Source organism: Shewanella sp. MBTL60-007 (assembly GCF_019654915.1).
GTDB lineage: Bacteria > Pseudomonadota > Gammaproteobacteria > Enterobacterales > Shewanellaceae > Shewanella.
Window position 1 is genome coordinate 1 of record NZ_BPET01000037.1, and the last position, 20,104, is coordinate 20,104.

Here is a 20,104-nt window from a genome sequence, read left to right on the forward strand (position 1 = left end):
ACCCCCTAATATTGCGGGGAGAGTCACGTTTTGTGTTGAGTTTTGCATGATATTTAATTTATCTATGTTGCTAAATTATTAACAGTTGCTAAGTCTATTTAGCAAAAACAATTTTGAAACAAACTTTGCGATGTTTTTTTTTAGTTTGTATAGTGCCCTGTGAAGAAGGTGTTAGTGTTAAAACAATTAAAAATAAGATTATCTAATTATAAAAACTAACGATAAAAACAGAAGGCTCACTAAATTCGAAGAGTCAATTAATCAGGGATAAAAAATGCGAATTCATTCAATACTAACTAAAAAGCATTTGTTAGCCATTGGCTTAGGCTTAGCTGTGGCGGGTTGCCAGTCACAACCAAAGGTAGAAGAATCTGCGGCTGCCGTTACGAGTAATGCTAGTGGTGTGGTTGAAACGATCCATGGCGTAGAGGTTGCTGATCCATATCGCTATCTAGAGGTTGAGTCCAAACAGACCCATAAATGGGTTAGTGAACAACAAAAAGCGGGCCATGCCTATTTGGCTAATATTGAAAACAAGCAAGCCATTGTTGATCGAATCACTGAGCTTTGGAATTTTGAAAAAATTTCAGCACCGTTCGAGAAGGGGGACAATACCTTCTATTACCGTAACGATGGCTTGCAAGCGCAATCCGTGCTTTACGTTAAGAGTGGCGATGGTGAGGCAAGAGTCGCTCTCGATCCTAATAGTTTTTCTGATGATGGAACCGTGGCTTTGTCAGGCGTGTCGGTCAGTGATGATGGTAAAACCTTGGCTTATGGGATCTCTAAGTCAGGCTCAGACTGGCAAGCATGGCACTTTATCGATGTCGCTACTGGTAAGAAGTTAGCCGATGAGCTTGACTGGATAAAATTCTCTAGCGCGGTTTGGAATCACGATAACACTGGCGTCTACTATGCACGTTATGATGCGCCGGAAGGCGGCAACGCTCTAGCCGATGTTAACTTTAATCAAAAAGTGTATTTTCATAAGATCGGCAGCGCGCAGAGTGACGATACTTTAGTTTATGAAAGACCGCAGAATAAAGATTGGGGTTTTGGTATCGAAGTCTCGGAGAAGGGTGACTACTTGTTGCTGTATATTTCTCAAGGCACTGACAGTCGGAACCGTTTCTTTTATAAGTCATTGACTGATCCACAAGCCCAAGTGGTCGAACTAATCCCTAACCTTGAAGCTGAGTACAATTTTATCGGCAACGATGGCTCCGTTTTTTATTTTAAAACCGACTATAACGCGCCCAACGGTAAGGTGATTGCGGTTGATGTCAATAATAGTGGTAAAGATAATTGGAAGACGATTGTTCCTGAGCTTAAAGATCCAATTAGTAACATCGCTATCGTTAACGATCATATTGTGGTGAGCTATCTGCATGATGTATTAGGTAAACTGACAATTTACAATATGAACGGCGATAAGCGTCAAGATGTGACGTTACCAGGTAAAGGCAAGATTGCAGGTCCTTACGGTAAACGCAGCAAAGACTATTTCTACTATGTTTATAATAGTTATGTGCAGCCACAAACGACCTATAAGTTTGACTTTAAAACCGGTGAGTCGAGTATTTACTCAAAGCCTGAAGTTTCATTTAACCCAAGTGATTACACCTCGGAACAGGTCTTCTATACCAGTAAAGATGGTACAAAAGTGCCTATGATGATCTCTTATAAGAAAGGGATGAAAAAAGATGGTCAAAACCCAACTCTGCTATATGCCTACGGAGGTTTTGCCATTTCTATGACGCCGCGTTTTAGCCCTGCCAACATTGCATGGATGGATATGGGAGGGGTCTATGCTGTGCCAAACCTACGTGGTGGCGCCGAGTACGGTGAAAGCTGGCACCAAGCGGGGATGTTTGATAAGAAGCAAAATGTGTTTGATGACTATTATGCAGCAGCGGAATACTTAATCGATCAAGATTATACCAACTCATCAAAACTTGGAGCTTATGGTCGCAGTAATGGCGGTTTATTAATGGGAGCAACATTAACGCAACGACCTGAGTTGTTTGCCGCTGTTTTGCCTGCTGTTGGCGTTTTAGATATGTTGCGCTTTCAGAAATTTACCATCGGTTGGGCATGGACTAGTGAATATGGCAGCGCTGATAACGCCGAGCAGTTCCCTGCACTCTATGCTTATTCGCCATATCACAATGTAAAAGCTCAGGCCTATCCTGCGACTATGGTGATGACCGCCGATCATGATGACCGTGTTGTGCCACTGCATAGCTTTAAGTTTGGTGCCATGATGCAGGAAAAGCAGCAAGGCGATGCCCCTGTAATTATGCGAATTGAGTCAAAAGCGGGTCATGGTGCGGGTAAGCCAACTTCAATGAAGATTGATGAGTTTGCCGATATCTACAGCTTTCTATGGCATAACTTTGGACTACAGATCCCGGCCAAAATTACTGAGTAAATAAAATATGTCAATTTAAAAAGGGGAGCCTCGGCTTCCCTTTTTTGTTTCTCTAGCTAATTTGAGCTTATGCTTTCCACATGAATTATGGCCTTGGATATATATGCAACTAAGATGAAAGTCGATTAACAAAATTTTATGAAGAAGCGCATTGCTTATCACATATCGCGATTCACAATTGCATACCTACTAGGTATAGTAGGCCTCTATTTTATCTCATCAATTGGCAGTTGCTGTTTATGTTTCGTTGGCCTATTTCGGTTTACTATGAAGACACAGACGCGGGTGGTGTTGTTTATCACTCAAATTACTTAAAGTTTTTTGAGCGCGCACGAACCGAGTGGCTGCGTGCTATGGAGATCAGTCAAACAGCCTTATTAGCCCAAGACACTGCGTTTGTAGTTAAACGTGCAGAATTGGATTTTTGTAAGGCTGCACGCTTTGAACAGAACCTTATTGTAGAAACTAAGGTCATAGAACTTAAGAAGGCCTCATTGGTATTTGAGCAACGTTTAATCGATGAACAAGGTGTGGTGTATTGTGAGGCTGACATTGTTGTTGCCTGTGTTGCACTATCACGTATGAGACCCAAAGCCATTCCCCAACATATTGCGCAGGAGTTTAAAGGTGGAAGCTGATATTTCTTTTATTGGATTATTTTTACAAGCAAGCCTATTAGTTAAGTTAGTCATGCTGACATTATTAGGCTTGTCGATTGCTTCTTGGGCGGTGATTATTCAGCGTCGCCGATTGTTAACAGCTGCAAAGAAAGAAGCGCTCAAGTTTGAAGATAAGTTTTGGTCGGGTGTTGACTTGAACAAGCTTTATCAAGAATTGTCAGCTAGACAAGACAGCAATTCAGGCCTGTCATCTCTATTTGTTACCGGCTTTAAAGAGTATGCGCGTTTAAGTAAGTTAAATGGCCGTGTACCTGAGGCGGTTATGGATGGTAGTTACCGTGCGATGCGTGTTTCTTTGTCGCGTGAGTTAGAAAAACTTGAAACTCATCTACCTTTATTAGCGACTATCGGCTCTACCAGTCCATACATTGGTCTATTTGGTACTGTCTGGGGGATCATGAACTCCTTTATCGCACTAGGTGCGGTGGAAAACGCCACGCTAGCGATGGTTGCACCTGGTATTGCAGAAGCTTTGATCGCAACCGCTATGGGTCTATTTGCTGCTATCCCAGCTGTTATCGCTTATAACCGTTTCTCTACACAAGTTGAAAAGATTGAAATGTCTTATGCCAACTTTATGGAAGAGTTTTCAAGCATTTTGCACCGTCAAGCTTACAGCGAGAAGGAACAGGCATAATGCATCAAGGCTACCAGAGGAAGCGCCGTCGTCCGGTTGCTGAGATTAACGTGGTGCCCTATATCGATGTGATGTTGGTACTACTGATTATTTTTATGGTAACGGCACCGATTGTCACTCAAGGGGTGAAAGTCGATCTACCTCAAGGGGCTGCGGAGACTCTGCCTGCCGATAGTAAGCCACCAGTTGTCGCATCGATTGATGCAATGGGTGAGTATTATTTAGATGTGGGCAGCTCAAGCAGCAAAGAAGCCTTAGAGTTAGATGAAGTGGCTGTACGTGTGGGGGCGATTATTCAATTAGAGCCAGAGCGTCCGGTTGTTGTTAAAGCCGACCGCTCCATTCCCTATGAAAAAGTGATCCAACTGATGGTGACGTTGCAAGGAGCAGGCGTACCTTCGGTTGGATTAATGACAGATTCGCCGGAGGACAACTAAGTGGCGGCTAAATCTGATTTAACGCTTCCAGTTGTTATTTCAGCTGGAATTCATATTGGCGTGATAGTTATTCTTGCCTTAGGTGTGGATTTTTCTGAAAAGCCTAAACCACAGCCTCAAGCCAGTGCGCCAGCGGTTCAAGCGGTCGTGGTCGATCAGAAAAAAGTGGCTGAACATGTCGAGAAGCTAAAAGCTGAAAAACGTGAAGCTGAACGCAAAGAGAAAGCTCGCCAAGATGAGGCCGACAGAAAAGTACGTGAAGCGCGAAAAGAGCGTGAGCGCGAACAGGCTCGAATCAAAAAACTTGAGCAAGAACGCAAGCAAAAAGAGATTGAAACGAAACGTGCGGCTGATGAGGCAAAAGCTGCTCAGTTGAAGCAGAAGCAGGAAAGAGAGAAAGCGGCGAAAGCAGAAGCGGAGCGAAAGCAGAAAGAGAAGGAGCGTAAAGCTTCTGAAGAAGCAGCGAGAAAGGCCGAAGAGAAACGTAAAGCTGAAGAAGCGGCTGCTAAGAAAGCAGAAGAGGAGCGTAAACGCAAAGCGGAAGCAGAACGTAAACGTAAAGCGGAAGAGCAAGCAAGGCGCGAGCAAGAGCAGATGATGCAAGAGGCTCTGGCAGCTGAACAAGCGGCACTGTCTCAAACCCGTAATAAGCAGGTTATGACGGAGGTGCAGCGTTATACCTCTATGATCCGCGCGACAATTCAGCGAAATCTAGTGGTTGACGAGTCGATGCGAGGTAAGAGCTGTAGGGTCTTCATTCGCTTGGCTAATGATGGTTTTGTGACTGCAAGTCAAACACTCGACGGCGATAGTGTTGTTTGTCGAGCCACAAAGGCTGCGATTAATAAGGCGGGAAGGTTACCGGTTTCGAGTGAACCAGATGTCTATAACAAGCTGAAAGAAATTAATTTAACAGTTCAACCTGAGTTTGACTAAAGGAGTCTTATGAAGAATTTGGGGAAGTGGTTGCTGACGGGCCTACTTATTTGCAGTATGCCTGTAAAGGCCGCATTAGATATTATTATCACAGAAGGGGTTGATGCGGCGAGACCCATCGCTGTTATTCCGTTTGTTTGGCAAGGTACAGGCCCTATGCCGTCACAGATCTCAGATGTGGTGATGTCGGACTTAGCGCGAAGCGGGACCTTCAGTCCTGCCGATGAACTGAGTTTGCCACAGCGGGGCATTAGTACTTTGGCTCAGTTTAATGCCTCTGCTTGGATGGCACAGCCTGCTGAAGCCGTGGTAATGGGCTCTGTTAAGCCTTATGGTGGTGATAAGTATTTGGTCAGTTTTGAACTGATCGACTTAGTTAAAGCGCAGCTTCAGTCTGACTTATCTGCGAAAGACTTAGTGATAGATAGTCGTGAAACCGTAATAACTGCCGCACAGTTTCGTCAATATGGTCATCGTATTAGCGATATAGTTTATGAGAAGCTAACCGGTATTCGTGGAGCATTCTTGACTCGTATCGCTTATGTTGTTGTCAATCATGGAGAGAAGTCTCCTTATAAGTTGATGATTGCTGATTATGATGGTTATAACGAGCAGATGTTGTTACGCTCTCCAGAGCCATTGATGTCACCTTCTTGGTCGCCCGACGGGCAGCGTCTTGCGTATGTAAGTTTTGAGAACCGCAAAGCTGAGGTGTTTGTACAAAATATCTACACTCAACAGCGAACCAAAGTGACGAGCTTTAATGGTATTAATGGCGCACCCGTTTTTTCACCTGATGGTAAGAAACTGGCATTAACACTTTCAAAAGATGGCCAGCCTGAAGTATATGTGGTCGACATTGCAACAAAGGCACTTAAGCGAGTGACCAATCATTACGCGATTGATACTGAGCCGTCTTGGTTCCCTGATGGAAAATCACTACTTATTACTTCTGAACGTGGTGGGCGTCCGCAACTGTATCGGGTTTTCTTAGATTCGGGTAAGATTTCTCGTTTAACGTTTGAAGGTGAGTGGAACCTAGGTGGCTCGATTTCACCGGATGGCCGCAGCATTATTTTTGTAAACCGTACTAATGGTAAATTTAATATCGCTCGTATGGATTTAGAAACTCGATTCATGCAAGTGTTAACTAGCACTCGTCTAGATGAATCACCAAGCGTGGCGCCAAATGGCACCATGGTTATTTATGGAACAACTTACCAAGGCAAACAAGTGCTGGCGGCAGTTTCTATGGATGGACGTTTTAAAGCAAGATTGCCAGTCGGTCAGGGTGAAGTTAAATCACCGTCTTGGTCACCATTTCTCTAACTATAAAGATTAAGGATTTAAAAAATGGATCTGAATAAGCTATTTAAAGCCATGTTAGTCGTACTTCCTATTATGGCTATCAGTGCATGTAGCTCTACTTCTGAGTCAGAAACTGATGCAACAAGCTCAACTGAGTCTTCTTCATCGAGTGAATATGCTAACAATGGTGTTGAAACTGGTGGAGTTGCACCTGTATTGACTCCAGAAGAACAGCAGCGCCTTAAGTACCAAGAGTTGAGAAAAGAGCACATAATCTATTTTGACTTTGACCGCAGTTCAGTTTCTCAGCAGTTTGCTGAGGTATTGAATGCACATGGCGATTACTTGGTAGAGCATCCAAATGTACGAGTGATGATTGAAGGCCATGCGGATGAACGCGGCACCCCAGAATATAATATCGCACTAGGTGAGCGTCGTGCTAAAGCTGTTGCTAAATATTTGCAAGGCATGGGTGTTCAGCCAAGCCAAATGAGTATTGTGAGTTATGGTGAAGAGAAGCCGATGGATTTCTCTCGCTCGGATGAAGGTTTTGCGAAAAACCGTCGTGCAGTACTTGTTTATTAATTTTACAGGTAAAAGGTTTACCTTATGAAACATGCCGTATTATCAGCGGCAATCATCCTAGTTGCAGGTTCTGCTTATGCAGCGCCTGCTCCGGTTGAGGATATTGCTGGTGGCTCTACCGATGATAGAGTTGCTCGTTTAGAACGAGTTATTAAAGCTAAACAACAAACTGAGTTTCAAATGCAGCAGCGTTTAGAAACACTTCAACAGGAAGTGTTGGATTTACGCGGCCTAAGTGAGCAGCAGTCTTATCAAATTGAACAGATGTTACAAAGACAACGTCAATTATATGAAGATATCGCTAACCTTTCTTCAAAATCTGCAGCTGCCGTTGTTGTCGATACGACGAGTGCAAGCCCTGCAACGTCATCTAGTCTAGGTGAAACTGCAAGCTATGAGCAAGCGGTCAATTTAGTCTTAAAAGAGAAGAAGTACGAAGCTGCTATTCCAGCGTTTGCGCAATTTATTGAGCGTTACCCCAACTCAAGCTATGCTCCAAATGCAAATTATTGGTTAGGACAGTTACTTTATAATAAGAATGAGTTCGCTGGCGCGACGAAAGCTTTTACTACTGTTGTTGAAAAATACAAGGATTCTGGCAAGCGTGGAGAAAGTTTAGTCAAGCTTGGCATGATTGCAGAAAAGACCGGAGATAAAGCAAAAGCCAAAGCTTATTATCAAAAAGTTACTCAGGAATATGCTAACAGCGCTGCAGCCCGAATTGCATTGCAGCAACTTTCAGCACTTTGATGCTCATTTATTCAGAAAACAAAACCTTAGATTGTTTTTCATGCAAACGAGGAGAAATGGGAAATTTGCGCTTGCATGCGAAGATGAAAAAGGTATTATAGGCGCCCTCGGAGCGAGAGAGTCGCTTGAGGGTATCTTAACCCACAAAGTTAGTATGACTAACTGGTGAGTTAAAGATACAAGTTATACCAGATGGGTCGTTAGCTCAGTCGGTAGAGCAGTTGGCTTTTAACCAATTGGTCGAAGGTTCGAATCCTTCACGACCCACCACTTTTCTGCCAGTGGTTAAACAAGTAGAAAGCAAAACCAGATGGGTCGTTAGCTCAGTCGGTAGAGCAGTTGGCTTTTAACCAATTGGTCGAAGGTTCGAATCCTTCACGACCCACCACTTTTCTGCCAGTGGTTAAACAAGTAGAAAGCAAAACCAGATGGGTCGTTAGCTCAGTCGGTAGAGCAGTTGGCTTTTAACCAATTGGTCGAAGGTTCGAATCCTTCACGACCCACCACTTTTCTGCCAGTGGTTAAACAAGTAGAAAGCAAAACCAGATGGGTCGTTAGCTCAGTCGGTAGAGCAGTTGGCTTTTAACCAATTGGTCGAAGGTTCGAATCCTTCACGACCCACCACTTTTCTGCCAGTGGTTAAACAAGTAGAAAGCAAAACCAGATGGGTCGTTAGCTCAGTCGGTAGAGCAGTTGGCTTTTAACCAATTGGTCGAAGGTTCGAATCCTTCACGACCCACCACTTTTCTGCCAGTGGTTAAACAAGTAGAAAGCAAAACCAGATGGGTCGTTAGCTCAGTCGATTCTTTATCAAAGATAGGGCAGTTGGCTTTAACCAATCATTCGAATGGTTAGGATCTTTAACGAACCACCACTTTTCTGTTAGTGGCTAAACAAGTAGAAGCAAAACCAGATGGGTCGTTAGCTCAGTCGGTAGAGCAGTTGGCTTTTAACCAATTGGTCGAAGGTTCGAATCCTTCACGACCCACCACTTCTTGTTCTATTCTTGAAACACTCCCTCACTTATCTCAAAAATATTCGGTTAACTTACATTCATTAGTCAGTTCAGTCGCGTTTGTTATAGATCATGCAGTTGGCTTTACTCTTAACATCCACATTGGTCGAAGGTTCGAATCCTTCACGACCCACCACTTCTTATTCAATCCTTGAAATACTCCCACTCATCTCTACAGTATCCGGTTAACTTAATACGTTAGTCATTCAGTCGCGTTTGTTATAGGCCATGCAGTTGGCTTTACTCTTAACCCCACATTGGTCGAAGGTTCGAATCCTTCACGACCCACCACTTCTTGTTCTATTCTTGAAACACTCCCTCACTCATCTCAAAAATATTCGGTTAACTTACATTCATTAGTCAGTTCAGGCGCGTTTGTTATAGATCATGCAGTTGGCTTTACTCTTAACATCCACATTGCTCGAAGGTTCGAATCCTTCACGACCCACCACTTCTTGTTCTATTCTTGAAATACTCCCTCACTTATCTCAAAAGTATCCGGTTAACTTAATACGTTAGTCATTCAGTCGCGTTTGTTATAGATCATGCAGTTGGCTTTACTCTTAACATCCACATTGGTCGAAGGTTCGAATCCTTCACGACCCACCACTTCTTATTCAATCCTTGAAATACTCTCACTCATCTCGAAAATATCCGGTTAACTTAATACATTAGTCATTCAGTCGCGTTTGTTATAGGCCATGCAGTTGGCTTTACTCTTAACCCCACATTGGTCGAAGGTTCGAATCCTTCACGACCCACCACTTCTTATTCATTCCTTGAAATACTCTCACTTATCTCAAAAGTATCCGGTTAACTTAATACGTTAGTCATTCAGTCGCGTTTGTTATAGATCATGCAGTTGGCTTTACTCTTAACCCCACATTGGTCGAAGGTTCGAATCCTTCACAATCCATCATTTTTTATACTCAATTTAGTTTCTAACAGACTTTTAGTAAGCCATTTCGGTAACAGGTAATCGATAATAAATTAAATACAGATTCAGTCACGTTAGTTTAAAAAGGTAGTGTGGTTGCATTAGGCTAAATTACCAATTGCTAGAAAGTTTGTGGCCTTCATGAACCGCTAATTCATAGTTAAAACGTTTAATCCCTTATCCTGTTAATCCAGTCGTTACCCTGTTGCTTCGTCCTGCAGCGAGTTTATATATACATAGGTGGATTCTTAGCGGCAAAAATTCTATTGGATAGGCTTCAAGAGATTTTAAATTCTCTCTAATGAACTTCTTTTAACGAGTTAGCTGGGGAGCTTGATTTAGATAACTCAGATATCATTATTGCTATAAGGTGGATGGTTAGCTGCTTGATACGACAACCCTCTCAAAATCACAATATCGTCGTAACTATTTGTTTTTAATATTATAATGTCTTACCGATAACTAGGTGTTAAATGTGGTTATTAGTCTACTGTTACTGCCTCAGCTTCTTTTCTTAACTTATTCCAAACCTCGGATATCTAGCAGTATAAATTTCAACTTAACTAATTGTCTTTTAGAAAATTAACACTTTGCATGATTATTGACTAGTATTTGATTCGTTAAATGCGGATATGGTTAATTAGTATTGGGTGTTCTACCTTGGTCTGATAGACCTATTGCTAATGTTGTAGAGTTGTTAACTCGGTCATATTTTGAAGGGATAATAAAAGTATCTGGGAGAATGGGAATGAAACAAACAAAATTAACAGTATTGGTTGCTGCAACAATTGCAGCGATGAGTTTTAGTGCTCAAGCTGATACGGAGTTTAAGTTTGGTGGATATGTTAAGGCCGACGTGATGTTCAGTGACTACAGCAACGGTGCACCGGGTTCAGGTAGTCTATCTCGCCAATTCTATGTGCCAGGCACGATATACGGTGATGCGAGCAATGGTAAGCAGGTTGTTGACTTTCACGCGAGAGAGTCACGTTTTAATTTTAAAACGTCAACCGATCTTGATGGGCACAAACTTACTGGTTTTATTGAACTTGATTTTATGACCCATACCGATGGTAATGAACGCGTGTCGAATAGTTATTCTCCACGTATTCGTCAGGCATTTGTCAGCTTCGATAATTGGGCTGCGGGTCAAATGTGGACAACATTCCAAAATCCTGGTGCGTTACCTGAGAACTTAGATTTTGTTGGGGCGGCAGATGGTACTCCTTTTGTGCGTCAAACCATGGTGCGTTACACCAATGGTGGCTTCCAGTTCTCAGTTGAGAACCCTGAAACAACGGTCAACGGTTATCGAGATCCAACCGGAAGTCGTATTACGAGTGGCAGTGGTATGGTACCAGACTTTGTTGCTCGCTATAACATGAAGACTGAGGGTGGAATGGCGTTTACGTTTGCAGGTATTGCGCGCCAGTTGAATGTTGAAATGGATAAGGATACAGCGAACCCTATCGATGCTTCTGAGCTTGGCTATGGTGTGAGCTTTACTGGTGTCATTCCTGTAGGGCGGGACGATATTAAAATGTCTGCGACCTACGGTGAAGGCCTAGGACGTTACATGGCACTTAATTATGTGAATGCAGGTGTACTCGATGCTAACGGAGATATTGAGACTATCGAGTCTTATGGTGGCTTTATCTCTTACCGTCATTGGTGGAATGATAAGTGGAGAACGAGTATCACAGGCTCTGGCTTCAAGGCTGAGAACAACATTGACCTGATTGGTAATAATGTCAACAAAGACTCCTATTCAGGTTATATTAACTTACTTTACTCACCAGTTAAGCCATTAACGGTCGGTGTAGAGTATATGTATGCAAAAAACACGAAAGAAAATGGAATGGATGGTGAGTTAAATCGAGTGATATTTTCGATGAAGTACGTTCTTTAACTGAGCAGAGGTCAATAAAGAAGGAGGCATTAGCCTCCTTCTTTATATATGCTTGCAACTTATGATTAGGCTGCAGGCATTAATTCGTTATCTCTTACATACTGCTCAAACTCAGTGCATCCGCCAACATGTTCTTTGTCGACAAAGATTTGTGGGACTGTTTCAACTGGTTTGCCCACGGTTTTTTCAAGATCCGCCTTGCTGATCCCTTCAGCGTGAATGTCCACGTATTTGAATTTAAAGTCATCACGTTTTTCAGTTAGTTGCTCAGCAACTTGTACTGCGCGCACACAATAAGGACAACCTGGACGACCGAAAATAACTACAAACATAATAACTTCCTCAAATTTAGCTTGTGCACTTTATATCATAGCTATTGCAATAGTTCTAATCGATATTAGAGGTCATGTTAATCGTTTAACTGAAAATGAGAGTTTTCGGTTTGGTAACGTCCTTTGTAATCAAAAATGGTTTCCATCAGCTCCCAGCCTTTTTTTCCTTTCTTCAGTAGCAATAAATCTGGTTTCCTGAACAGAGGGGCGTCATCACAGAGTTGTTGTGGTGCTTTATATTTTTTATGTTTTATTCCTGGAATACGGCTATGGGGAAACACAAATAGCGCAAATACTGCGCGGATCTGTGCTGGTGTTTGCATCTTAAAATAGCGGCAGAAGTCGTTGCCATCTAGATCGATATAACGCACGGTTAAGCGAGCCTCTTGCGCTTCTAGGAGCATACTCTGGCACTTAAACAGGTGGTGATGCTTTTGCTGTAGAACTTCTTTTAAACGTTTATCTGGGTCGACTAAAATAGATTGGCAATGGTGACAGACTTTGGCTGCAATATCATTTTCTTCACCGCAATTAGGGCAAGCTTTAGATCGGAAGCGAAAATCACATTGTTCCTTGTGTCCATCTCTTTCTACTAGTGCCTGACATCGGCGGCCAAAGTGCTCAATAATATCGCCATCATTATCGGTGAGTCCCCAGAAGATATTGGCGAAATCGCATACAGGGCAGTGAACTTGCACAGGTTTACACTTGCTATTGGGTTTAGGTTGGCCAACTTCAGGGTAAAACAGATCATAGCCGTTGGCGGCATAATCAATGACAAGACATTCAGCCTTATTTTTATCGATTCTTAGCCCTCGTCCTACCATTTGCTGAAATAAGCTGACAGAGGCTGTAGGGCGCAATATGGCGATAAGATCCACATGGGGGGCATCAAAACCTGTGGTTAATACTGCGACGTTAACTAGGTACTTAATTTGTTTTGCTTTGAAGGCATCGATTAAGGAGTCTCTGTCATCGCGAGACGTTTTTGCTGTAATGAGCGCTACGGCTTCACCCGCAAGTTTAGTGACAATCTCTTCGGCGTGCTTGACCGTGGCCGCGAAAATAATAACACCCTGACGATGTTCTCCAAGTGCGACTAATTGCTTCACAATAGCTGTGGTTGCGCGGCCACAATGATTGAGAATAGAGTTAATCTCTTTTTCATTGTACTCGCCAGTGGTTGACGCGGTTAGCTCACTAAAATCATATTGGGCGCTAAGTCCGTCAAACATCTTGGGTTGACTTAAGAATCCTCGCTTAATTAATGGGCGCATCGGCAGCTCGAATATACACTTCTCAAAAACAGGCCTTTCGGTGTTGCCAATCTTGCCGTGATAGTGGTGGCGATAGATCCAGCCTAAATCTAAGCGGTAAGGGGTCGCTGTTAAGCCTAGCAACCTGAGCTTACTGTTTTTTGATTTAAGGTGGGTGAGCAGTTGTTGATACTGACTATCTTTATCCGGACTAACACGGTGACACTCGTCAATAATCACTAAGCTATAAGGTTCATCGAATTGCCCGGGTTGTTTTGTTGCAGACTGAATGCTGGCAACCACGGTTTTACCGTCTGTGGATTTTTGGTTGAGGCCTGCCGAATAAATCTCTGCCTTTGTGGTAAGTAAACCGACCTTTTCGGCATTTTGCGCAACGAGTTCTTTTACGTGGGTGAGAATGAGTACACGGCCTTTCGCTATTCGTGCAAGCTCGGCGATGACAATACTCTTTCCTGCACCCGTTGGTAGCACGAGAACCGCAGAGTCAGAACTTGCTTTAAAATGGCTAATGGCCGCGTCTACAGACTGCTGTTGGTAATCTCTCAGTTGCACTAAATGAACTCAATTAAAAGCGGTGTTATTGCCGAAATGATCCCATATTTGTTTCAATGCGATAAGTAAAATTTTGGCAGATCTTAATATTGTTGCTTTTAAGGTGAAAAGGGGGCAAAAAAAAGCCCCTCAATGAGGGGCTAGGGAGTCGAACAATAGAAATTGTTAACAGGCAGAGTGTTTATTCACTGCGGTTTAGACGGGTCTCAATCAATGTATCGATAACGGCAGGATCTGCTAGTGTCGATGAGTCGCCTAAATTGGTCACCTCATTAGCCGCAATCTTGCGAAGGAAGCGTCGCATGATCTTGCCTGAACGAGTCTTTGGTAGCCCGCCAGCCCATTGAATAAGATCTGGCGTTGCTAGCGCACCAATCTCTTTTCTAACCCACTGACGCAGCTCTTGACGCAACTCTTCGGTTTCAACGGTGCCTTTGGTTAAGGTTACATAGGCGTAGATCCCTTGTCCCTTAATGTCATGTGGGTAACCTACTACTGCTGCTTCGGCGACAAGCTCATGAGCAACCAATGCACTTTCGACTTCAGCTGTACCTAAGCGGTGACCTGATACGTTAATCACGTCATCGACGCGACCGGTGATCCAGTAATAACCATCGTCATCACGTTTAGCGCCGTCGCCAGTAAAATACATGCCTCTAAAGGTTTTAAAGTAAGTCAATACAAAGCGATCGTGATCGCCAAATACGGTGCGCATCTGTCCCGGCCAAGAATCGAGGATAACTAAGTTTCCTTCGTTAGCGCCTTCGACGATATTACCCATGTTGTCGACAAGGGCGGGTTGGACCCCAAAGAATGGGCGAGTTGCTGAGCCTGGTTTGGTATCAGTGGCACCCGGCAGCGGGCTGATCAAGATGCCGCCAGTTTCTGTTTGCCACCAAGTATCAACAATAGGGCACTTTTCATGGCCGATAACATCGTTGTACCAGCGCCATGCTTCAGGATTAATTGGTTCACCCACCGAGCCCATAATACGCAATGAGCTACCGTCAAAGCCTGCAAACTGGTCTTTACCTTCAGCCATTAAGGCGCGAATAAGCGTAGGTGCCGTATAAAGGATATTGACTTTATGGCGGTCAATCATCTCCCCCAAACGCGCTGGACTTGGATAGTTCGGTACGCCTTCATGGATAAGCACAGTCGCGCCGTTGGCTAAAGGCCCATAAACCATGTAAGAGTGACCAGTGATCCAACCGACATCCGCTGTACACCAATAAACTTCATTTTCTTTATAGTCGAACACATACTCATGGGTCATAGCGGCATAAACCATGTAACCACCTGTGGTGTGTAACACACCCTTAGGGTTACCTGTAGAGCCTGAGGTATAGAGAAGGAACAGTGGATCTTCCGCCCCCATCTCTTCGGCAATACAGTGCTCTGATGCAGTCTCCATTAATGATTCCCACCAGATATCACGACCTTCAACCCAGTTGATATCGCCGCCGGTTCGCTTCATCACAATAACCTTTTCGATGCAGTTAACATCTGGATGCGAAAGGGCTTCGTCGATATTGGCTTTTAATGGAATGATCCGGCCACCGCGTATGCCTTCATCAGCAGTGATAACGACTCGTGAATTACCGTCGATAACACGAGAGGCGATAGAATCAGGTGAAAAGCCACCAAAAACAACTGAATGGATAGCACCGATACGAGCACAGGCAAGCATGGCAATAGCAGCTTCAGGTACCATAGGCATGTAAATAGTGACTACATCGCCACGGCGTACGCCCTGACTGCGCAGCGCATTAGCGAACTTACATACTTCAGTGTGCAATTCGCCGTAGGTCAGTGTGCGTTGATCGTTTGCATCATCGCCTTCCCAGATAATGGCCAGTTTGTCGGCATTGTTTTCAAGGTGCCTATCTAAACAGTTGGCGGATGCGTTGAGCGTGCCGTCATAGAACCACTTGATAAAGAGGTTGTGGTCATCGAAAGAGGTCTTCTTTACCTTAGTAAAAGGTTTAATCCAGTCGATACGGTTACCGTGTTCTCTCCAGAAACCTTCTGGGTTTACAATCGACTCCTGATACATTTTTTTATATTGTTCATCGTTTACAAGTGCGTTTGCAGCGATTTCACTTGGTACTTTATAGAGAGACTGCGTGCTCATTGGGCTTCCCTTATCTAATAATGCGTAAGCTGAGTATGGATTGGGAGAGGGGGCTTTCTCTATTAGACCTTGGTCTAGTAATTAAATATCCTTATTTTTTAGTTGCTTGTAATTTCAATTCGGCTGGATTTCATTCGTTTTTTACCGCAAAATAGGTTAAAAAAAGAGAATTCTATGAACTTAACCGTGTTGGTTGGCTCCATTGCCATCGTTTATGTGTTGCTGTTGTTTCTTCTCGCTTGGGGCGCGGAGCGATGGTTTGGCGGGATCACAAAGCGGATCCAGACTTGGGTCTACGGTCTGAGTCTAGCCGTATACTGCTCTTCATGGAGTTTTCTTGGTACCGTTGGTCAGTCGGCGCAAGACTTATGGTCATTTCTCCCAATCTTTATCGGCCCAATCCTAATTTTTACACTTGGCTTTAGCTTGCTACGCAAGATGGTGATCGTGTCAAAAGCGCAAAATATCACCTCTGTTGCCGACTTTATCGCTGCTCGTTATGGTAAGTCTCAGCTTCTAGCTGCGATTGTGACGCTTATTGCCCTGTTTGGGATCATGCCTTATATCGCACTGCAGTTGAAAGCCATGGTGTTTAGTCTTAACCTTTTCCAACCCGATGGTGCCTTGTTTGATGGTGCGGTTGTCTCTCTGATTATTACAGCTATCTTGGCAGTGTTTGCCATTCTATTTGGTACTCGTAAGCTTGATGCGACCGAGCATAATCCTGGGATGATGCTGGCTATTGCCTTTGAGTCGCTTGTAAAACTTGGGGCATTCTTACTTGTAGGAATCGTGATTAGTTTTGCTGTGTTTGATGGCTTTGCTGATATTTGGCAACAGGCCAACGAGCGAGAGTTAATTAATGCCCCTAATATCCGTATTGAATCGCTGATGCCAGAACTATTAGTGGGAATGGCTGCTTTTTTGTGTATGCCACGTCAGTTTCACGTGATGATGGTGGAGTGTGAGAATGAGAAAACCATCTTAAAGGCGCGTTGGTTATTTCCTCTCTATCTGCTGTTGTTTGGCATATTTGTCGCTCCTTTGGCTCTGGCTGGCAAGTTATTGCTGGGCGATGCTGTGGCCGCTGACACTTATGTGATTAACTTGCCACTCGCGCTTAATCAGCCTTGGCTTGCCGTTGTCGCGCTCTTAGGTACACTTTCGGCGGCAACTGGCATGGTTATAGTCGCGGTGGTGACCATTAGTGTCATGGTGAGTAATGAATGGCTGGTGCCATTGATGTTGCGCACAGGGCAAATTAAAGAGAAAAATTTTAGCCAGTTTTCACAGCTACTATTAAATGCGCGGCGTCTAGCGATTATATTAATTCTGGGCTTTGGTTATTTCAGTTATCTTTCCTTTATGGATAACGATTCCTTGTCATCGTTAGGAATGTTGTCTTTTGGTGCCTTTGCACAGCTTGCTCCAGCGCTGATAGGTGGTATGTATTGGAAGCATGGCAATCGAGGTGGCGTATTTTTGGGTCTTGGTGTTGGCTTTAGTTTGTGGTGTTATATTTTGTTGCAGGGGGCTGTCAATTCTCCTGCAATTGTTACCACAGAATTTGCACTGCTTGATTCAATTACTCCTAATGTGCGCGACATTTTAATTGCGTTGTTGGCAAATTGTGCTTGCTATATGTTGGGCTCAGTTTGGTTTAGAGCAGGAGTTGCCGAGCGTATGCAAGCGAGTGCTTTTGTGACGCCAGGTCAACTAAAAAAAGATACCAATCGTAAAAGTGCGCCTGTTTCACAACAGGATTTACTTATTTTAGCCAGTCGCTTTGTTAGCCCAACACGAGCTTATGAAAGTTTTTCTGCGTTTTCCGAAGAAGCAGTCAAAAGTGATAGTTGGCATAAGGCTGCATCGGCAGAGCTTATCGCTCATACCGAACATATGTTAGCTGGCGTCTTGGGCGCATCTAGCGCCTCTCTCGTTCTAGATTCCGTACTCCAGGGGCGTGATTTGGCCCTAGATGAAGTGTTCAGTCTAGTCGATGAAGCCTCATCGAAGATTATCTTAAGTCAAGATATGTTGCGTGGCGCGATTGAGCATGCCTATGAAGGCATGAGTGTGGTCGATAAAGATCTAAACCTCGTCGCATGGAACTATAAATATGCTGAGCTATATGACTACCCAGAAAACTTCCTTCAGGCTGGAATGCCTATCAGCGATGTGGTGCGTTTTAATGCTAGCCGTGGTTTTTGTGGAGAGGGTAAGGTAGAGGAGCAAGTCGAAAAGCGGGTACAGCATATGCGTAATGGCACGCCTCATGTATCTGAGCGACAACGTAAAGATGGCAAGGTGATCAAAATTCAAGGTAACCCTATGCCTAGCGGTGGTTTTGTAATGACCTTTACCGATATTACTCAGTATCGTCAGCAAGCGAAGGCACTGCAGCAAGCCAATGAGACATTAGAAGCCAGAGTTAAAGAGCGTACTTATGAGCTATCTATGCTCAACAGCCAACTTTTAGAGGCAAAGGCCCAAGAAGAAAACGCTAATGCTTCTAAAAGTCGATTCTTGGCAGCAGTGGGTCATGATCTAATGCAACCTTTAAATGCGGCTAGGCTGTTTACCGCCTCTTTATCTCAGTACCCAAATCTGGATCAGGAGGGAAAAACGACTCTTAACCATGTCAATAGCTCGCTGAAAATCGCGGGAGAGTTACTTACCGACTTACTTGATATCTCTAAGCTTGATTCCGATATGGTGGAAGTTAATCGGCGTGATTTTGCCATTGCCGATTTAATCGATGGCTTAGCCGTTGAGTTTGATGCTATGTCCAAGGATTGTTTGATTAAATTCAGTTTTGTTTCTAGTTCGGTAACCATCAACTCAGATCCGAGTCTACTGCGACGTGTATTACAAAACTTCCTGACCAATGCCTATCGATATGCTAAAGGCAATAGAGTCCTGTTAGGTTGTCGTCGGCGTGGCGAAGATCTTGAAATACAGGTGATAGATACAGGCTGCGGTATCGATGAGAGTGAAACAACGGAAATTTTTAAAGAGTTTAAGAGACTTGATAACCCACAGAGTAAAAGTGTGAGCGGTTTGGGGCTTGGCTTGGCGATTGCCGATAGAATTAGTCGGGTGTTATCCCACGAGATCAATGTGAGTTCAGAGCTTGGAAAAGGTTCGATATTTTCAATACGAGTGCCCATTGGTAAAAAGAATACTGCACCTAAGCCTAAGAAGGCTCCTTCACTATTACAGCCACTGGCAGGAGTAAAGGTTCTGTGTATCGATAATGAAGAGGCCATTTTAGCAGGGCTTGAGAGTTTATTGAGCCGTTGGCAGTGTGAGGTGATTTGTGCAAATGATCTAGCTGATGCGCGTATAAAGCTCGGATTGAAAGGGGTTGCACCAGATATCGTTCTCGCCGATTACCATTTGGATAATGGCCAAAATGGCGTTGATGCGATGGATGGGATCCGCAGCCTATACGGAGAGCACTTGCCTGGTATTTTGATCACCGCCAATACACAGAAAGAGTTGATTGACGATATGCAGCGCCGTGGATATCACTATATGGCTAAGATGGTGAAACCTGCCGCATTAAGGGCATTAATCTCAAGTTTGGTGAGAAAAGGTTAAAGAGTGTGTGATTACGACATAATAAAGAGGCATAGTCTTTATTATGTCGGCTCAATATTATTCAACTTTGACCGGCGTGAGTCCTTGATCACGTGACTCTACAGCGGTTTCGAGATCAAAGCCGCTCATCTTCCAGCTTTTTGCTTCTTCAGGATTGAAGGATTGGTTTTTCCAACTTTGTGCACTGTCTAAGTTGAATCCTTGTTTAGCCCATGCGCTAGATTGCTCTGCATTAAATCCCGCACCTTTCCAAGCCTGAGCTTGCTCAGCATTAAAGCCAATCTCTTTCCATGCTGCAATGTCTCTTTCAGACATGCCTTTCCAAGTTGCAGGGGAAGAGGCGCAAGCACTGAGTACTAAAGCGATGAGTGCGATACCAAGTTTTTTCATATCACTTTCCTTTGTTATTCAATGATTTCTAGTGGCTTTCTAAGCCGGAGTGTCACGATTCGTCGACGGCCTAAATCGCATGATTGAGCATTTGATTATGTAGACATTCACTATTGAAGATAGTCGTTGAATATAGACTCGACAAGTGGCTATTGGCATTAGAGTAAATGGAAATCCCGTTAAAAAAGGAG

General features: G+C 43.8%; 14 protein-coding genes and 6 tRNA genes. 16 read left to right on the plus strand and 4 right to left on the minus strand.

The features are described 5' to 3' along the window. Nucleotides 1-274: 274 nt before the first annotated feature. The 15 genes from K5Q92_RS14550 (at nucleotide 275) to K5Q92_RS14620 (ending at nucleotide 11,625) form a co-directional block, all read left to right on the plus strand. Nucleotides 275-2,431: a prolyl oligopeptidase family protein gene (locus K5Q92_RS14550; RefSeq protein WP_220769716.1), complete on the plus strand. Its 2,157-nt coding sequence runs from the start codon at nucleotides 275-277 to the stop codon at nucleotides 2,429-2,431. 239 nt (nucleotides 2,432-2,670) lie between these two features. Next, nucleotides 2,671-3,069, plus strand: a complete 399-nt coding sequence (gene ybgC / locus K5Q92_RS14555) for a tol-pal system-associated acyl-CoA thioesterase (RefSeq protein WP_220769717.1) — start codon at nucleotides 2,671-2,673, stop codon at nucleotides 3,067-3,069. Next, nucleotides 3,059-3,748, plus strand: coding sequence for a protein TolQ (tolQ, locus tag K5Q92_RS14560; protein ID WP_220769718.1), 690 nt, complete (start codon nucleotides 3,059-3,061; stop codon nucleotides 3,746-3,748). Before ybgC ends, tolQ begins: the two co-directional genes overlap by 11 nt. Next, nucleotides 3,748-4,185: a protein TolR gene (gene tolR, locus K5Q92_RS14565; RefSeq protein ID WP_220769719.1), complete on the plus strand. Its 438-nt coding sequence runs from the start codon at nucleotides 3,748-3,750 to the stop codon at nucleotides 4,183-4,185. Before tolQ ends, tolR begins: the two co-directional genes overlap by 1 nt. Then, on the plus strand, nucleotides 4,186-5,121 hold the full coding sequence (tolA, locus tag K5Q92_RS14570) for a cell envelope integrity protein TolA (RefSeq protein WP_220769720.1): 936 nt from the start codon (nucleotides 4,186-4,188) through the stop codon (nucleotides 5,119-5,121). A gap of 9 nt (nucleotides 5,122-5,130) precedes the next feature. Continuing rightward, nucleotides 5,131-6,450, plus strand: coding sequence for a Tol-Pal system beta propeller repeat protein TolB (gene tolB, locus K5Q92_RS14575; RefSeq protein ID WP_220769721.1), 1,320 nt, complete (start codon nucleotides 5,131-5,133; stop codon nucleotides 6,448-6,450). Nucleotides 6,451-6,474: 24 nt separating this feature from the next. Beyond that, nucleotides 6,475-7,014 carry a peptidoglycan-associated lipoprotein Pal gene (gene pal, locus K5Q92_RS14580; RefSeq protein ID WP_220769722.1) on the plus strand — a complete coding sequence of 180 codons (540 nt, stop codon included), beginning with the start codon at nucleotides 6,475-6,477 and terminating at the stop codon, nucleotides 7,012-7,014. 24 nt (nucleotides 7,015-7,038) lie between these two features. Next, on the plus strand, nucleotides 7,039-7,764 hold the full coding sequence (ybgF, locus tag K5Q92_RS14585; protein ID WP_220769723.1) for a tol-pal system protein YbgF: 726 nt from the start codon (nucleotides 7,039-7,041) through the stop codon (nucleotides 7,762-7,764). A 194-nt stretch (nucleotides 7,765-7,958) separates the two neighbouring features. Further along, nucleotides 7,959-8,034, plus strand: a tRNA-Lys gene (locus tag K5Q92_RS14590). A gap of 42 nt (nucleotides 8,035-8,076) precedes the next feature. Then, nucleotides 8,077-8,152 (plus strand) — tRNA-Lys (locus K5Q92_RS14595). A 42-nt stretch (nucleotides 8,153-8,194) separates the two neighbouring features. Beyond that, nucleotides 8,195-8,270, plus strand: a tRNA-Lys gene (locus K5Q92_RS14600). Between the two features lie 42 nt (nucleotides 8,271-8,312). Next, a tRNA-Lys gene (locus K5Q92_RS14605) sits at nucleotides 8,313-8,388 on the plus strand. Between the two features lie 42 nt (nucleotides 8,389-8,430). Next, nucleotides 8,431-8,506, plus strand: a tRNA-Lys gene (locus K5Q92_RS14610). A 173-nt stretch (nucleotides 8,507-8,679) separates the two neighbouring features. Further along, nucleotides 8,680-8,755: transfer RNA gene (locus tag K5Q92_RS14615), tRNA-Lys, on the plus strand. 1,709 nt (nucleotides 8,756-10,464) lie between these two features. Further along, nucleotides 10,465-11,625, plus strand: a complete 1,161-nt coding sequence (locus tag K5Q92_RS14620; RefSeq protein ID WP_220769724.1) for a DcaP family trimeric outer membrane transporter — start codon at nucleotides 10,465-10,467, stop codon at nucleotides 11,623-11,625. Nucleotides 11,626-11,690: 65 nt separating this feature from the next. On the opposite strand, the gene K5Q92_RS14625 is transcribed toward K5Q92_RS14620, so the two are convergent. From K5Q92_RS14625 to acs, 3 genes are all read right to left on the minus strand, one after another. Beyond that, nucleotides 11,691-11,957, minus strand: a complete 267-nt coding sequence (locus K5Q92_RS14625; RefSeq protein ID WP_220769725.1) for a GrxA family glutaredoxin — start codon at nucleotides 11,955-11,957, stop codon at nucleotides 11,691-11,693. 77 nt (nucleotides 11,958-12,034) lie between these two features. Beyond that, nucleotides 12,035-13,786: a DEAD/DEAH box helicase gene (locus K5Q92_RS14630; protein ID WP_220769726.1), complete on the minus strand. Its 1,752-nt coding sequence runs from the start codon at nucleotides 13,784-13,786 to the stop codon at nucleotides 12,035-12,037. 181 nt (nucleotides 13,787-13,967) lie between these two features. Beyond that, entirely contained in the window at nucleotides 13,968-15,920 is a 1,953-nt protein-coding gene (gene acs, locus K5Q92_RS14635) for an acetate--CoA ligase (RefSeq protein WP_220769727.1), read from the minus strand. Between the two features lie 174 nt (nucleotides 15,921-16,094). Here acs and K5Q92_RS14640 point away from each other — a divergent pair, with 174 nt between their 5' ends. Next, nucleotides 16,095-19,523, plus strand: a complete 3,429-nt coding sequence (locus K5Q92_RS14640) for a PAS domain-containing hybrid sensor histidine kinase/response regulator (protein WP_220769728.1) — start codon at nucleotides 16,095-16,097, stop codon at nucleotides 19,521-19,523. A gap of 57 nt (nucleotides 19,524-19,580) precedes the next feature. On the opposite strand, the gene K5Q92_RS14645 is transcribed toward K5Q92_RS14640, so the two are convergent. Next, on the minus strand, nucleotides 19,581-19,913 hold the full coding sequence (locus K5Q92_RS14645; protein ID WP_220769729.1) for a hypothetical protein: 333 nt from the start codon (nucleotides 19,911-19,913) through the stop codon (nucleotides 19,581-19,583). Nucleotides 19,914-20,104: the final 191 nt, after the last annotated feature.

Excerpts from the sequence above, each read along its gene's own strand:
- tolR (WP_220769719.1), top strand. The coding sequence starts at position 3,748 with ATGCATCAAGGCTACCAGAGGAAGCGCCGTCGTCCGGTTGCTGAGATT.
- ybgF (WP_220769723.1), top strand. The coding sequence starts at position 7,039 with ATGAAACATGCCGTATTATCAGCGGCAATCATCCTAGTTGCAGGTTCT.
- acs (WP_220769727.1), bottom strand. The coding sequence starts at position 15,920 with ATGAGCACGCAGTCTCTCTATAAAGTACCAAGTGAAATCGCTGCAAAC.
- tolB (WP_220769721.1), top strand. The coding sequence starts at position 5,131 with ATGAAGAATTTGGGGAAGTGGTTGCTGACGGGCCTACTTATTTGCAGT.
- K5Q92_RS14550 (WP_220769716.1), top strand. The coding sequence starts at position 275 with ATGCGAATTCATTCAATACTAACTAAAAAGCATTTGTTAGCCATTGGC.
- K5Q92_RS14645 (WP_220769729.1), bottom strand. The coding sequence starts at position 19,913 with ATGAAAAAACTTGGTATCGCACTCATCGCTTTAGTACTCAGTGCTTGC.
- pal (WP_220769722.1), top strand. The coding sequence starts at position 6,475 with ATGGATCTGAATAAGCTATTTAAAGCCATGTTAGTCGTACTTCCTATT.
- K5Q92_RS14625 (WP_220769725.1), bottom strand. The coding sequence starts at position 11,957 with ATGTTTGTAGTTATTTTCGGTCGTCCAGGTTGTCCTTATTGTGTGCGC.
- K5Q92_RS14640 (WP_220769728.1), top strand. The coding sequence starts at position 16,095 with ATGAACTTAACCGTGTTGGTTGGCTCCATTGCCATCGTTTATGTGTTG.
- ybgC (WP_220769717.1), top strand. The coding sequence starts at position 2,671 with ATGTTTCGTTGGCCTATTTCGGTTTACTATGAAGACACAGACGCGGGT.
- K5Q92_RS14620 (WP_220769724.1), top strand. The coding sequence starts at position 10,465 with ATGAAACAAACAAAATTAACAGTATTGGTTGCTGCAACAATTGCAGCG.